Origin of the sequence: Neorhodopirellula pilleata (genome assembly GCF_007859915.1) — a bacterium.
Taxonomy (GTDB): domain Bacteria; phylum Planctomycetota; class Planctomycetia; order Pirellulales; family Pirellulaceae; genus Rhodopirellula; species Rhodopirellula pilleata.
Genome location: NZ_SJPM01000001.1, coordinates 428,158 through 442,460 on the forward strand (window position 1 = coordinate 428,158; position 14,303 = coordinate 442,460).

At 56.3% G+C, this 14,303-nt stretch carries 9 protein-coding genes; 5 read left to right on the forward strand and 4 right to left on the reverse strand.

The annotated features are described in order from the left end of the window. Positions 1-22: 22 nt before the first annotated feature. Positions 23-1,105 carry an NAD-dependent epimerase/dehydratase family protein gene (locus tag Pla100_RS01270; RefSeq protein ID WP_146575879.1) on the forward strand — a complete coding sequence of 361 codons (1,083 nt, stop codon included), beginning with the start codon at positions 23-25 and terminating at the stop codon, positions 1,103-1,105. Positions 1,106-1,211: 106 nt separating this feature from the next. On the opposite strand, the gene gatB is transcribed toward Pla100_RS01270, so the two are convergent. Continuing rightward, positions 1,212-2,711, reverse strand: coding sequence for an Asp-tRNA(Asn)/Glu-tRNA(Gln) amidotransferase subunit GatB (gatB, locus tag Pla100_RS01275; protein ID WP_146575880.1), 1,500 nt, complete (start codon positions 2,709-2,711; stop codon positions 1,212-1,214). Positions 2,712-3,141: 430 nt separating this feature from the next. On the opposite strand from gatB, the gene Pla100_RS01280 reads away from it, so the two are divergent. From Pla100_RS01280 to Pla100_RS01300, 4 genes are all read left to right on the forward strand, one after another. Next, positions 3,142-3,867 (forward strand): RNA polymerase sigma factor, encoded by a 726-nt coding sequence (locus Pla100_RS01280; protein WP_146575881.1) that lies wholly within the window; start codon positions 3,142-3,144, stop codon positions 3,865-3,867. A 369-nt stretch (positions 3,868-4,236) separates the two neighbouring features. After that, positions 4,237-7,737, forward strand: a complete 3,501-nt coding sequence (locus tag Pla100_RS01285) for a pyruvate carboxylase (protein ID WP_146575882.1) — start codon at positions 4,237-4,239, stop codon at positions 7,735-7,737. A 120-nt stretch (positions 7,738-7,857) separates the two neighbouring features. Continuing rightward, the gene (locus tag Pla100_RS01290) at positions 7,858-9,135 is read left to right on the forward strand and encodes a lipase family alpha/beta hydrolase (RefSeq protein WP_146575883.1); all 1,278 of its coding nucleotides are present in this window, start codon (positions 7,858-7,860) and stop codon (positions 9,133-9,135) included. 393 nt (positions 9,136-9,528) lie between these two features. Next, on the forward strand, positions 9,529-9,789 hold the full coding sequence (locus Pla100_RS01300) for a hypothetical protein (RefSeq protein WP_146575884.1): 261 nt from the start codon (positions 9,529-9,531) through the stop codon (positions 9,787-9,789). Between the two features lie 773 nt (positions 9,790-10,562). Here Pla100_RS01300 and Pla100_RS01305 read toward each other — a convergent pair. The 3 genes from Pla100_RS01305 to Pla100_RS01315 form a co-directional block, all read right to left on the reverse strand. After that, a complete protein-coding gene (locus tag Pla100_RS01305; protein ID WP_146575885.1) occupies positions 10,563-12,050 on the reverse strand; it encodes a sulfatase in 1,488 nt (495 codons plus the stop codon). Between the two features lie 62 nt (positions 12,051-12,112). Continuing rightward, positions 12,113-12,913, reverse strand: a complete 801-nt coding sequence (locus Pla100_RS01310; protein ID WP_197167621.1) for a PEP-CTERM sorting domain-containing protein — start codon at positions 12,911-12,913, stop codon at positions 12,113-12,115. A 189-nt stretch (positions 12,914-13,102) separates the two neighbouring features. Next, a complete protein-coding gene (locus Pla100_RS01315) occupies positions 13,103-14,299 on the reverse strand; it encodes an endo-1,4-beta-xylanase (RefSeq protein ID WP_146575887.1) in 1,197 nt (398 codons plus the stop codon). Between the last annotated feature and the right edge of the window lie 4 nt (positions 14,300-14,303).

Consider the following 14,303-nt stretch of genomic DNA (forward strand, 5'->3'; position numbering starts at 1 on the left):
TTCTTGTCGAAAGCCTGGAAAATTGACTCGATCCCTTGTCACCGGGGCCGCCGGATTCGTCGGGCGTCGCTTGGTCGCCGAGTTGCTCGCTCGCGGCGATCATGTGATCGCGGTGGATCGGTTCTCTCGTTTCGATCCCGAAGATGTCGACTGGACAGAGCCCACCGGGCACGTCGACTTGAACGAGCAGAAGTCACCCCCCCGTTCGGTTGGTCTTCCGGAGCGATTGTCGTTGGTCCGAACGGATATCCGTGACACCAACGCGATCGCCGGTGTCCTGACCGGGGTCGATCGGATTTTTCATTCGGCGGCGGCCGTCTCGACTCAATCACTGGCCCTATCACGAAGCATCAACGTCGACGCGACGGAGGGGATTGCCAAGGCGGCCGCCTTGCAACCAACGCCACCCGTGTTCGTCTATCTATCATCGCTCGCGGCGGCCGGGCCGCATCACGCCGCAGTCAACGAAATGGATGACTGTCATCCCGTATCGCACTACGGGCGCACCAAACTCGAAGCCGAGTCGCGTTTGCACGACTTAGCGGGCGAACTTCCGATCACAATCATTCGCCCTCCCTGCGTGATCGGTCCCGGCGATCGCAACCTGTTGGCATTGTACCAAACGGTGCGCTTGGGGTGGAACTTGGTGCTGTCCAAGACGGCACGCTATTCTTACATCAGTGTGGTCGATTTGGTTCCCGCGTTGCTTGTAGCTAGCGAGCGTGGCCGACGGTTGCAGGGACTGAATGAAGCCGGGCGAATCGATCAAGATCGCGTCGGTATCTATTACTTGACCGATCCCAAACCTGTTACGTTCGTTCAATTGGCCGACATGATCGCCTCAACGATTCAAAAAGACCGCGTGCGACATGTCCGTGTGCCTAAAACGATCGGATGGATGATCGGCGGTTATGGTGAAGTTTTGTTGCGAGTGTTGGGGCGACGCGTATTTTTGAACCTCGACAAGATCCGGGAAGGCGTTGGTGGTTCATGGGTCTGCGACGGAACACGGGCGGCCAAAGAATTGTCGTTCGCCCCGGCCGCGGATCTCTCCACTCGGATCGAGCAAACAACACAAAGCTATCGGCAAGCTGGGTGGGTTTAAGGGACAATCAAAAAGGCCGATTCACCCCAGCTTGATTTGCCGAGAGAGGCGGTGCCAAACTTGTGCAATTTGCGGATCGTCGCGATGCCAACCGTTCGACAGCCCGCTAGCTCGCTTTCGCGATCAAATCCAAAAGCGTTTGCCGAACGGCTTGCGGATTAGCGTTGGGGTTTTTCTTGCGAGCTTGACCGATCAACGCCCCGACGGCTTGTTGTTTGCCCTCGCGGTAATCGGTGACGACTTGCGGGTTGGCAGCGAGCAATTCCTTGCACAATTCGACAAGTGCGTCGTCGTCGACTGCTTCGATGCCGAGTTGGCGTTTCGCTTCGGTGATCGTGACGCGGTTTTCGATCAAATGTTCGAACACATCACGGGCGCGTGAATTGTCCAACTTGCCGTCGGAGACCTCTCGCACCAACTCGCCCAATGCGGTGGCCGATACCGGAAATGTTTCCACGGTGAATTCGCGGTCTTTCATCGCCCGCATCACGTCTTGCATGATCCACGACGATGTTTTCTTGCCGTCGCCGCTCGATGTCGCGGCCGCTTCAAAATATCCAATCATCGCCGGACCTTGATTGACAATCACGTCGGCGTCGTAGGGCTTGATGCCGTGTTGGGTTTGCAATCGTTCCCGCGTCGTTGCGGGGAGTTCACCGAGCGACTCGCGAATCGCATCAACAAACTCGACGGGCAATCGCACGGGCAACAGATCCGGGTCCGGGAAATATCGATAGTCCGCCGATAATTCTTTTTCACGTTGCTCGAACGTTTTCTCGGCCGCGTCATCCCATCCGCGAGTGGTTTTGGGCGCGGTGTCGATGGTCGCTCCGGTGTCTTCCCAATCCACTACCTGTCGTTGGACTTCGAACTCGATCGCGCGTTGGACGTTACGGAAGCTATTCAGATTTTTGATCTCGACGATCGGCGTGGCGACTTTTTCACCTTTGACGTCGATGTGTAAGTTCACGTTCGCGTCGACCCGCAAACTGCCCTGGGACATTTCGCAGTCGGAAACGTCCAGGTGAGTCAACAAGAGTTTGAGCTCGTTGAGATACGCTTTCGCCTCGTCGGCCGACCTTAAATCCGGTTGGCTGACGATCTCGAGGAGCGGCGTGCCGCACCGATTCAAGTCGATCTTCGTATCGGAGACGCCGGCGGCCTCGTCGTGCATGCTCTTGCCCGCGTCCTCCTCGAGGTGAGCGCGGACGATGCCGATGTGCCGCCGCGACTCATCGTCGGCGGGGTCTTGGATCTCGAGAAATCCGTCCGCACAGATCGGCAGATCGAATTGGCTGATTTGGTAACCCTTGGGCAGATCGGGATAAAAGTACTGCTTGCGGTCCCACTTCGTCACGGGCGGAATCGAGCATTTGAGTGCCAGACCGGTCCGCACGGACAGCTTGATCGCTTCGCGGTTCATCACGGGCAACGCCCCCGGCATCCCTAAACAAACCGGGCAGACTTGGGAATTGGCGGGCATTCCGAACTCCGTCGTGCAACCGCAAAACAGCTTCGTGCGGGTCTTGAGCTGGACGTGAACCTCCAAGCCGATGATGACGGTAACCGGATGGGTGCCCAAGGCAAGTAATTCAGAAGAAGCCATGAAGAATCGCTGCGTCGCGGTGGGTGGGAGTCGGCGAATGTTTCGCCGACGCAAAATACCCGATTACTACGGTCAAACGAAGTGGACCTGGCTACTGAAGCCCACCCCCATGGCCGTCGTCGTTTCGGGATTCGTCGTGTCTGGATAACGAACGCGAGCGGCCCGCCGCGAGCATTGACTTTTCGAGGTATCCGGCGATAATGAAGGGTGAATCCGCTCCCTAAAGAGGATCATTTAGGCGGAGAGGCCGCCGAACGTCTCGTGGAGTCGGTTCTTCACCCCTGTAAGATAAGCAAATTCACGTAATCTTGACGCAAATCGGATAGATCGATCGAATCTTTGGCGGATATCCTACGTCCGTTACGCATTTTTACGGTGGATGGTTTTCCATTTTACTTTTTGTTTTTACCTTCAATCGCAGACGGAACCCATGAACTTTTCACCGAGCACCCTCGCTCCCGAAAAGCCGATCAACGTCGCGTCCAACGGCTCGGCCAAGGCCCAAGCCGCCCAAACGTCCGCCGGAATCGGCTCGGAGCCCGAAACTCCCGAGATCACTGACGAGCAACTCATCGCCCGCTATCGCAAGACCGCCGACCGGGCGATCTACGAGACACTGATGCGTCGTTATGAACGGGAAATTTATGCCTACCTTCGTCGTTACATTGGTAACGCCGAAATGGCCGAAGACGCCTTCCAAGGGACTTTTTTGCAAGTCCACCTGAAGTGCCAGCAATTTGATCCGTCACGTCGATTCCGACCGTGGCTCTACGCCATCGCAACCAACCAAGCCATCGACGTGCAACGCCGTAACAAGCGTCACAAAATGGTCAGCTTGGATCGCCCGGCCGGCGGTCAAGAAGACGATCGAAGCGGCAGTTGGTCCGAGAAATTGGTCGGAGCGAGCACCGATCCTCTCGTTGAAGCATCGCGTGAGGAAAATGGCCGGTGGGTTCACGAAGCCGTCGAATCGCTCGGCGAACCGATGCAACAGGTCGTTGAATTAGTTTACTACCAAGGTCTGAAGTATCGCGAAGCCGCCGACGTATTGGGCATTCCAGTCGGGACGGTCAAAAGCCGATTGCACGCTGCGGTTAGCCGTCTGACCGGACTGTGGGACGAAACCCACGAAGATTCGATCGTCGAAACCCCATAAGCTGGTTCGACACGTAGGCTGGTTCGATACGTAGGCTGGGTCGAAGCGATAGCGGAGACCCGGCATCTCGGTACCTAAACCCCCAAGAGTCCAGCCAGCTTAGCATCGCGTGAACATTAAGTGGTGGCGACTTTCAGTCGCCAAACCCTGAAACGTCGACTGAAAGTCGACGCCACGTTAAGAATCCATCACTTATTGTTCACCCGATGCTTAGCATCGCGGTATCAATCAGCGGCGCATTCCGCCGGCGGTGACGTTCCGCCCCGAATGTCTTCCGACTCCGGCTACGATTGGCGTGAATGATTCGTTAAGGTAAACACTCGTTCGAGTTCCTTTTTCCTGACGTTCTTCACGCCAACGAAACTTCTGATGACATCCACCGCTGCTACTTCCGGTTCGGTTCGTCCGATTCGCAAAATTCTGGTCGCCAACCGCAGCGAGATCGCTACGCGAGTGTTTCGCTCGGCGACGGAATTGGGCATCAAAACGGTCGCGATCTATTCACACGAAGACCGGTATGCGTTGCACCGATTCAAGGCCGACGAGGCTTACCAGATCGGTGAGCCCGGCGAACCGATCCGATCTTATCTCAACATCGATGCCATCGTTGCAATCTGCCAACTTCACGGCGTCGATGCGGTTCACCCTGGATACGGTTTTCTTTCCGAGAACCCGGACTTCGCCAAAGCTCTTGAAGAGGCCGGCATTCTGTTTGTCGGACCGAGCGAACGTTCCTTGCGTGACCTCGGCGACAAAACCAGCGCTCGCAACTTAGCCAAGATCGCCGGCGTTCCCGTTCTCGGCGGAACCGCTCAATCGGTCACGTCGCTTGATGAAGCCGTCACCGCCGCCAACGATCTCGGCTATCCGATCATGTTGAAAGCTGCCAAGGGTGGCGGCGGTCGTGGAATGCGAGTCGTGATGACTCCGGACGAGTTGGCCTCGTCCTTGGAAGCCGCCCAGCGCGAAGCCAAGACCGCTTTCGGCAGCGACGAAGTCTTCCTCGAAAAATTCGTGCAACGAGCGCGTCACCTCGAAGTCCAATTGCTCGGCGACCGCCATGGCAACTTGGTCCATCTTTACGAACGCGATTGCAGCGTCCAACGTCGACACCAAAAAGTCGTCGAACTGGCACCCGCACCCAACTTGTCGCCGCAGATGCGGAGCGATATCTGCGACGCGGCGATCAAGATCGGGCGGGCCGTCGGGTCCGTCTCTGAAGGCGGCAGCGGTGGTTATGAAAACGCCGGTACGGTGGAATTTCTGCTCGACGTCGACGACAACAAGTTTTACTTCATCGAAGTCAACCCACGCATCCAAGTCGAGCACACCGTCACCGAAGAAGTCACTGGCATCGACATTGTTCGCAATCAAATCTTGGTCGCCCAAGGTTATCCGCTGACAAGCGAAGAGGTCGGCTTGAAATCGCAAGACGACATTCGCACCAACGGCTACGCGATGCAGTGCCGCGTTACGACCGAAGACCCGGCATCGGATTTCCGGCCCGACTATGGGCGCATCAGTCACTACCGCAGCGCCGCAGGATTGGGCATTCGTTTGGACGCCGGTAGCGCGTATTCGGGTGCGGTCGTCAATCCGTTCTACGATTCGATGCTGGTCAAAGTAACTGCCCGGGCGGCAACGTTGGCTTCGGCCGCCTCCCGCATGGACCGGGTGCTGCAAGAGTTTCGCATCCGCGGCGTCAAAACGAACATTCCGTTCTTACTCAAACTCGTCAATCATCCGACATTCTTGGCGGGCGAAGCGACCACACGTTTGATCGATACCACGCCCGAGTTGTTTCGCTTGCCACGTCGCCGCGACCGGGCGACCAAGTTATTGACGTTCCTCGCCGAGACCATCGTCAACGGCAACTCCTTGGTCACCGGCCGTCCCGTTGCCACGCGGACCACCCCCGCGCCGATCCCACCGTTCAAGCCGACCGAGAAACCGCCACGAGGAACCGCCGACATCTTCCGTGAAGAAGGTGTCGACGGTTTGGTTCGTTGGATCGGGCAGCAGAAAGGTTTGTTAATCACCGACACGACGATGCGAGACGCGCACCAATCGTTGCTCGCAACCCGCGTCCGCACGTATGACATGCTTCAAGTCGCTCCCGCCTATTCGCACTTGGCGTCGGAGCTGTTCTCGCTCGAAATGTGGGGCGGGGCGACATTCGATACCTCGATGCGGTTCCTGCGTGAATCACCCTGGCAACGGCTTGCCGACTTGCGTGCGGCGGTGCCGAATATCCTTACGCAAATGTTGTTGCGGGCTAGCAATGCGGTCGGCTACACGAACTACCCGGACAACGTCGTGCGTTTGTTCGTCAAGGAAGCCGTCCAAGCGGGCATGGACATTTTCCGCGTGTTCGACGCCTTGAACTGGGAAGAAAACATGCGGGTCGCGATGGACGCGGTGCTCGCCGAAGGCGGCATCTGCGAAGCATCCATTTGTTACACCGGAGATTTGCAAAACCCAGGCCGAACGAAATACAACTTGAAGTATTACGTCGATCTGGCCAAGAAACTCGAAACCGGTGGAGCTCACTTACTCGCCATCAAAGACATGGCCGGATTGCTCAAGCCGCAAGCGGCCGTCACCTTGATGCGTGCCTTGCGTCAAGAAGTCGGCATCCCGATCCATTTGCACACGCACGACACCGCCGGAATCCAAGCCTCCACGATCCTCGCCGCCGCCGGGGAAGGGTTGCAGATCGCCGACGCGGCACTCGCACCGATGTCGGGCGGAACCAGCCAGGTGAACCTGAACACGTTGGTCGAAGCCCTTCGTTTCACCGAACGCGAATCAAGCCTCAGCGGCGACACGCTGACCAAGCTGGCCACCTACTGGCAAGCCGCCCGCGAGTTTTATCGTCCGTTCGAGTCTGATGTTTTGCCTGCCACGGGTGACTTGTACGAACATGAAATGCCCGGCGGACAATACACGAATTTGTTTCAACAAGCCCGTGCCCTCGGGTTGTCGGACCGATGGGCCGGTGTGTGTCGCGCGTACGCCGAAGTGAACGAACTGTTCGGCGATATCGTCAAGGTCACCCCAACAAGCAAAGCCGTCGGCGACATGGCGTTGTTCTTGGTCGCCAACGAGATGTCCGCCAAAGATGTCTTAACCAGCGACAAACAACTCGCCTTTCCCGCCAGCGTTTTGGATCTGATCGGCGGCCGAATGGGGCAACCGCCGGGCGGTTTCCCGGCCGAAGTAACGCGAGTGATCCTGGCAGGCGAAGAACCGTTGTTGGTTCGTCCGGGATCGACGATGCCTCCGACAGACTTGGAAGACGCCAAAGCCAAAGCGGCCGAGATGACCAAGGAAACCCCTAGCGATCGAGACGCGGTGACTTACCTGCTGTATCCAAAGGTGTTCGAGGAGTTTTGCCAACACCGAGAGAAGTACGGCAACGTCGATGCCTTACCGACACGGAATTTCCTATACGGGCAACAACCCGGCGATGAGATCGCCGTCGACATCGAACCAGGCAAACGTCTGATCGTCAAATACCTGGCCGTCGGCCAGCCGTATCCCAACGGAGCCCGCACAGTGTTCTTCGAGCTCAACGGGCAACCTCGCGAAGTCGAGGTCATCGACCGTTCGCTCGATATCGAAATCAAAGCGGCAATGAAAGCCGACCCGAGTGACCCGACGCACGTCGCCGCGTCCATGCCGGGAATGGTCATCACCGTCGCCGCCGCCGAAGGCGAGAAAGTCAAAGCCGGTCAAAAGCTATTGGTACTCGAGGCGATGAAAATGGAAACGACGATCAACGCCCCGGCCGATGGTACCGTCAAGAAAGTTTACACGCCACCGGGAACCCAAGTCGAAGCCGGCGACCTGCTCGCGGTTGTCGAGTGACGGGTTGCATCCAACGCCGGGCTTTCGAATGTGTATGATTGTCCAGGGGCCATTGCCACGTCGGCCATTGCCACGTCGATACGACAACGACTCTCGAAATCACTCCACAAGGTTCGATCTATGAAGTCCGCTCTGTTTTTTGCCTGCATTCTCGCGGTCGCTTCGCCTGTGTACGCGCAAGTCAGCGATCTCCCACAAGTCGAAACGGCAGCGGTCGAATCATCCGACGCAGCCGACGTGATCGAAGTCACCGTTCCCTCGGTCGACGGTAAGGTTGCTTGGCGAGAGGTCGCCCGGATGATCGCTGAGTCCATGACACTCGACGAAGAGTCCGTCGAACGCATGCTTCCCAAGGGCGAGCTGAACTTGAACAGCCCACTGGTCGGTATCGTGTTGACCGGAATCAACTTAGCCTCCAAGGAGGCGATCAAGCTCGATCGGGTCACGACCGACGAAGGCGAACAAGCCTTGCGGGTTCGATGCCGGCGTGGACTGATTCGAGCCGCCGCCCCGGTCGAATCGATCGCGTGTACGTGTGATTGGGATTCCGATCTACTCCAACGCAGCACCACCAAACCGATCTTGATCTTATTGCACGGCTACCAAGGTGCCGCCACAAGTTGGGTTGAGTTTCGTGAACACGTCCGTGCGCTGGGGTATGGAACCGCGACGATCGCCTATAGCTTCGATCAACCCATCGCGGCTGCGGCTCAAGAAATCGCCTTGGCGACTCAAAAGGAACTCACCGAACGCAACGTGGCCTCAGCCAAAATCGTCTTGATCGGCCATTCGATGGGCGGCTTGGTGGCACGCGAATGGACCGAAAATCCAGACTTGCCCGGAAAGTCAATCATTGGACTGATCACGCTCGGTTCGCCCCACGCCGGATCGAACTGGGCCACGATGCCGCCCATGTCGGACTTGTTCACCGGTCACGAATTCAACAGTCAAGATCTCTCCGAAATCTTGTTGCACCAGTCCTCATCCCAGGGGCTCAAGGATTTGGTTCCCGAATCAGAGTTTTTGAAACAACTTGCCGCTCGACCGCGTCGTCCGGACGTGGCTTACACCGCAATCATCGGCAATCAGTCGCCGCTCGAGGAAGCCGACGTCGTCGTGCTACGAGGCACGCTGAGAACGTTCGACCGTGAAGGCAGTTTGATGCGGCTAATCCGGCCGCGTATCCGTCCTCTGATGAGCAGTTTCGACGAACTGTCCAATGGCAAAGGCGACGGAATGGTTGCCTGCAAGAACGCATCGATCCCCGGTTGTGAAGACTGCGTCATGATTCCCGTAACGCACTTGGAAATGGTACGCCGCACGCCCCGTTTCCCCGCCGATCAACCGCACCCGGTTTGGGAAGTGATCGTTGAACGGCTGGAGAAAATATCCCTATAACGGTTGGACGTACATCAGTTATCCCCGCGTTTCGTGTGACTTTCATGCAAATGATACAAGCCCGACGCGCAACGGCGTGTTGATTTAATCGTAACCCGCTGCGTAAGCGAGGGATGAGTCAATATCAATGATCCCTCGCTCACGCTTCGGGTTACGAATAAAGTGCAGTCTTCAAAACTGACGCGTCGGGTTATCATTGAGTGGATTAGGCCATTCTTGTGAGCCGATGGGCGTTAGCCCCGGTTGGCGTCCGGTTAACCGCCGCTAACGCGGTACGGCTAATTAAATCAACAGCCCGCTAGCGCAGTCGGCTCACTCAATCAACGCGTGCTGACGCGTCGGGTTTGTAAGTTTGTGACGAAGCCGCATTAAACGGACTTAAGGATGATTGCGATGAAAATCAGAAAACTGCGAGCGAGTTTTGTGTCCCAAATGAAAACAGGACGCGATACAGGGATTGTGCCAAATGGGTATGCGAATCTCGCCGCCGGAGTGAACGCGGAAGCTCGGCGCATTGTGGAAGCCAAGTACGCCGACCAATGGCAAGCGGCCGGGGTGATCGGCCGCTGGAAATTACAGCGCGTCATGGATGCCGAAATCAATGAACTTGCTACCAAGTTGATGCCTGATGTTTCATCGAAGGCGGTTTTCTAGTGTTCGTTGCCTGTTCGAGCAGCTCTCGCTCAAGCGTTTTCAAACCGTCTTCGGTCATCACAGTGAGCCGGTAGGGGCGAGCGCTTCGTTGGGGGTAGTCGCGAGATTCGGGATTCAGGCGTTCGTCCATCCCGAATCCCGCGTCTGACCCCGGGAAGCCCTCCCAGACAGTCGTTTTGCAAATCCGAAACCACATCCTGCCGTCGCTCCGCGACTCCCAAGCCGTTTCACGTTCATCGTCCCCATGCTCACGCATGGGGCTAACTGCTACCGTCGCTCCGCGACTCCCGAGCGACTCCCGAGCGACTTGAACGCGACGTTCCGCGAAGCAGTCGCGATGGCATGCCTCTAGCGGCGGAGCCGCGACAGCACGTAGCCATGCGTCAGCATGGGGACACCGGAACAAAACGAATCACCCAGCCGCGGAGCGGCGACACATCCGTCCGATGCTTCACCTAGTCTCAGTCAAACGATACTCGCGGATCGCGTTGCCCGGGAGCGGCCAAATGGGTCGGAGCGGCCAAATGGGACAGTACGCTTTGATTGTATGACCATGTCTGTTCTGATGCAGTTTTGCTCCCGTTGCAGGAACGACGAATGCCTAGACCACCTCGTGCTGACGAAGCTGGAGGACTTTCCCACGCACTCGGCCACCGAACCCGGGGACAGAGTACTTTTTAGAGAAGGATGATTGCGAGGAAAATCAAAAAACTCGCTACCCGGTTGTTTCCTGATGTTTCATCGAAGGCGATGTTTCGACGGCGGTCGCCCTATTATGGCTTCGCTGATGGACGTTGTTTCGTTCTCTCCAGACGCCTTTCCAATTCCAGCCGACCCTTTTCTCGTAGGTTCCCTACGGTTTGCTCCATTTCGAGCAATTCTTGAAGCATCGACTCGGCACGCTCAGGCATTTGGTCGGCCAAATTCGTCCGCTCGCTGATGTCCTTGCTGAGGTCAAACAACTCCGTCAGGTCTTCATCGATCCATTGAACGAGTTTGAAGTTGCCGTCGACCAAAGAGAGGGCTCGCGTGTCGCCTGTGCTATCAGGGCGGGCCTGCCACTTGTACCAGAACATCGCGTCTCGCTGGTACGTTTCGCCTTGAAGTGCTTTCAGGTAGCTGCGTCCGTCAACATGTTGCTCCGGTCGCAAAGGCGCGCCGGTGATCTCGAGCATCGTGGGATAATGGTCGGTGCCGGTTACTTGAACGGAGGAATTTGTCCCGGGCTCGATCTTGTTCGGCCATTTCACGATCAAGGGAACTCGCGTGCCGCCTTCGAAGATCGATCCTTTGCCTTGGCGAAACGGCGCGTTGGAAGTGGCGACGGCTCGTTTGTTGCCGAGTCCTCGAGTGGACAGCCCGCCATGGTCGGAGGTCAGAATAACAACCGTGTTGTTCGCCACTCCGGCTGATTCGAGTGCCCGCATGATCCGTCCGAGTGAATCGTCCGTCTTTTCAATCATGGCGGCGTAGGTCGGGTTGTTCTGCAGCGTCTTGGTTATCCCTTGCCGGTCACGAACAAAGTCGGCGTCGTTGTTCTTGCCACCAATTTCCACGCCCGCTTTGCGAAGCTTCTTGGAATATTTCTTCGTGATATCTTCGGGCGCTTCGATCGGTGTGTGAACGGCGTAGTGCGCCATCACCATCAGGAATGGTTTCGCTTTCGCGGAGTCGATGTACTTCACTGCTTCATCGGTCATGCGATCGACCAGATAATCACCTTCTTGACTCGCGATTGGGTTTTCGACCGAGTGCCCCTTCTCGACCGAGAACGGGTGAAAGAAACTACCCGTGGCCCCGGCCGACCCGGAATGAATGACGGTGTCGAAGCCTTGCGCCCCCGGATCGCCGCCTTCATGGCCAAGGTGCCATTTGCCGATGTAACAAGTTTCGTAGCCGTACTCTTTCAGTGCTTCACCGAAGGAAACCTCGCTCAGCGGCAAGTGATGTTCCTTCCCTTTCCTTTGGTCCGACTCGAACTGGACGCGAGCCGGATATTTCCCCGACAGCAATCCGACACGAGAGGGAACACAACGAGGATACGCCGAATACGCATCGGTGAATCGCATGCCCTCGGCGGCGAGACGATCCATGTTCGGTGTTTCGTACAATCCACTGCCGTAGCACGACAAATCCCGAGCACCGAAGTCGTCAACAAAGAACAAAACGATGTTGGGTTTCGCGAGTTCGTCGGAAGCGGACAGCGTGCGAATCGCGAAGGCGGGAATCAGTGTCAGGATGGCAGCAAGAAGCGTTCGCATGGGCGTAAAGAGTGCGGTGGTTGATGGGAATTTAGAAGACACTGTTAGCGGACAAAAAGGGGCTAACTTTGTGTCGCACTTCCCGGTGAAGGTGAAGGTGACGGCGACTTAGAAGTCCGTTTGCGTCTCGCAATTATACCACCAGCAATCGCAAGCGAGATGAAGGCGAAAGAGGTTGGCTCCGGGACGGCAGAAGCTGTTGCGTTAAACTGGAATTCTTGAACACCGTAGTTGCTATTAGGACTTCCACCACCATTCATTCCCAGCATCTCGATCCACACACCCGCCGTTGTGATGTTCGTGAATGATGCCGCACTGGTGGCGCCACCGGCAATATTGGTAATCCCAGCGATCGTGTTCCCGCCCAATTGAAACCAATCAAGTTCCAATGCGTTAACGTTACTTGTTCCCGTTAAGTGAATCTCCTCAGACACGTACCAAGCTCCTGCATTCTCGAGGGCAACGCGAGTGCCTGTGCCAGCATCGTCGATCCTAAGAGTGTTGCCCCCCGTATTGATTACAATGTCATCATCCGCACCGGCCGTGAAAACATAAGATCCCCCTAGATCAAATCCGAATAATGCGGTGCCGATTCCGCCGTCGGTCGTATTCCGGATGCGAAGACCGTTGCCAGAGAAATTCCGGATCCCGGCATGGACGGTTGACGTTTCGTTGTAGGTGATTCCGATCGGACCGTTACCGGACGTGTTGTCTATCGTGTAATTCTGAGAGTCCTCAACGGTAACATCAGCCGACGTATTGTTTGCATTGAAGTCAATAACTAAGGCTGCTTGTAGGGGATCGCAAGCAACACCGAACGCCGCGATCAAGGTGAAGAATTGTAAAAGTGTTTCTTTGTTCATAGGAAAATTCACGTCTCGTAGGACGAAACCGCTCCGCAGAAAACAAGATTCAGTCATGCAGCAATTCGTCAATGGCATTGATGACTTCCCGGCAAGGGAGCCACTTTTGCGACAAAATGTTTTTTTTCGATGACTTTCGCTAATCGCTTCCTTTTTCGCCCTCTTCAGTCCTAACCACATCAACAATACCTACTGAAACTTCATCAGTTCGGCTTGCACCGCGTAGTAGGAAGGGCGGGGATTGCCGTCGGTGTCGAATAGGTTTCCCTTTCGTTCGGGCCGTTGGGTATCGGAATCTCGCATCTGCCACGCGTTCCATGTCACGATGCCGTTCTTGCTGTGAGAGAGAAGTGTGCGGATGATGGCGGCGAACGTGGCCGCTTGGGCTTCGTCGTCGCCATCCTTGGTCCAAACGGTGTTTTCGGTGACGTGAAATTCGAGGTCGTGGGCGTGAGCCCACGCGATCAGTTTGTTCAAGCGGTCCATGTTTCCGGCGTCTTGCTCGAACCCCGAATTCACATGAGCTTGCCACCCGATGCCATCGATTCGCACATTCTTTTCGCGGAGATAAAGCACCGTCGCACAAAGCTTCTTCCAGGCGGCTGACTCCATGTCGCCGTGTTGGTTGTAGAGAAGTTTGACGTTAGGGGCATGTTCGTCGGCGATCTCGAAGGCTCGTTTGATATACAACGGTGGACGTAGCGGATGGGTCTCATCGAATCCGATCTGAGTCCATGGGTTCTGCCATTTTCCGACACCTTCTCGAGGACCAAACCACTCACCTTCACGAGTGATCGTTTCATTGACAACGTCAATCCATTTGACATGCTCGTAGTGGCCGTAACGTTTGCAAATGCCTTCGACGTATTCTTCCATGTTCTGCCGCAATTCTTCCGGCGTGCGATGATCTTCCTCGGCCCAAGCGGAGCATTGAGGGCTGACGCAGGCGTGCAACCGCATGATCTCGCCTCGTTCCCGGCAACGTTCGATCCACGCGTCCGGTTTTTCCCATTTCCAAACGCCCGGCTCGGGGTGCACGCCGGCTTGTTTAAACGCGTTAGCGGGCGTGATGAATTGGAACTCCCGATTGATGATCGTCTCCGCTTCGGTTCCAAGCAATTGGATACTCGTCGAGCCACCGATGACGAGTGGGCAAGATCCACCCAGCGGTGCGATTTCGCGAAGGCGGGGACCATTCGGAGGCGACAAAGTCGGTGGTTCGACTTTCGATATCTTGAAACCTTTCTTTCCACCTGTGCCTCGCGAGGCCGCTGTTTTCTCGGCACAGAGCGTTGGAACGAATAGAAAGGCCGAGCTGATTAGGAACATCAAACTCAATGCCGAGATCAGCATGATCCGATGAACGTGGTGGGGACTTGATTCCATTATT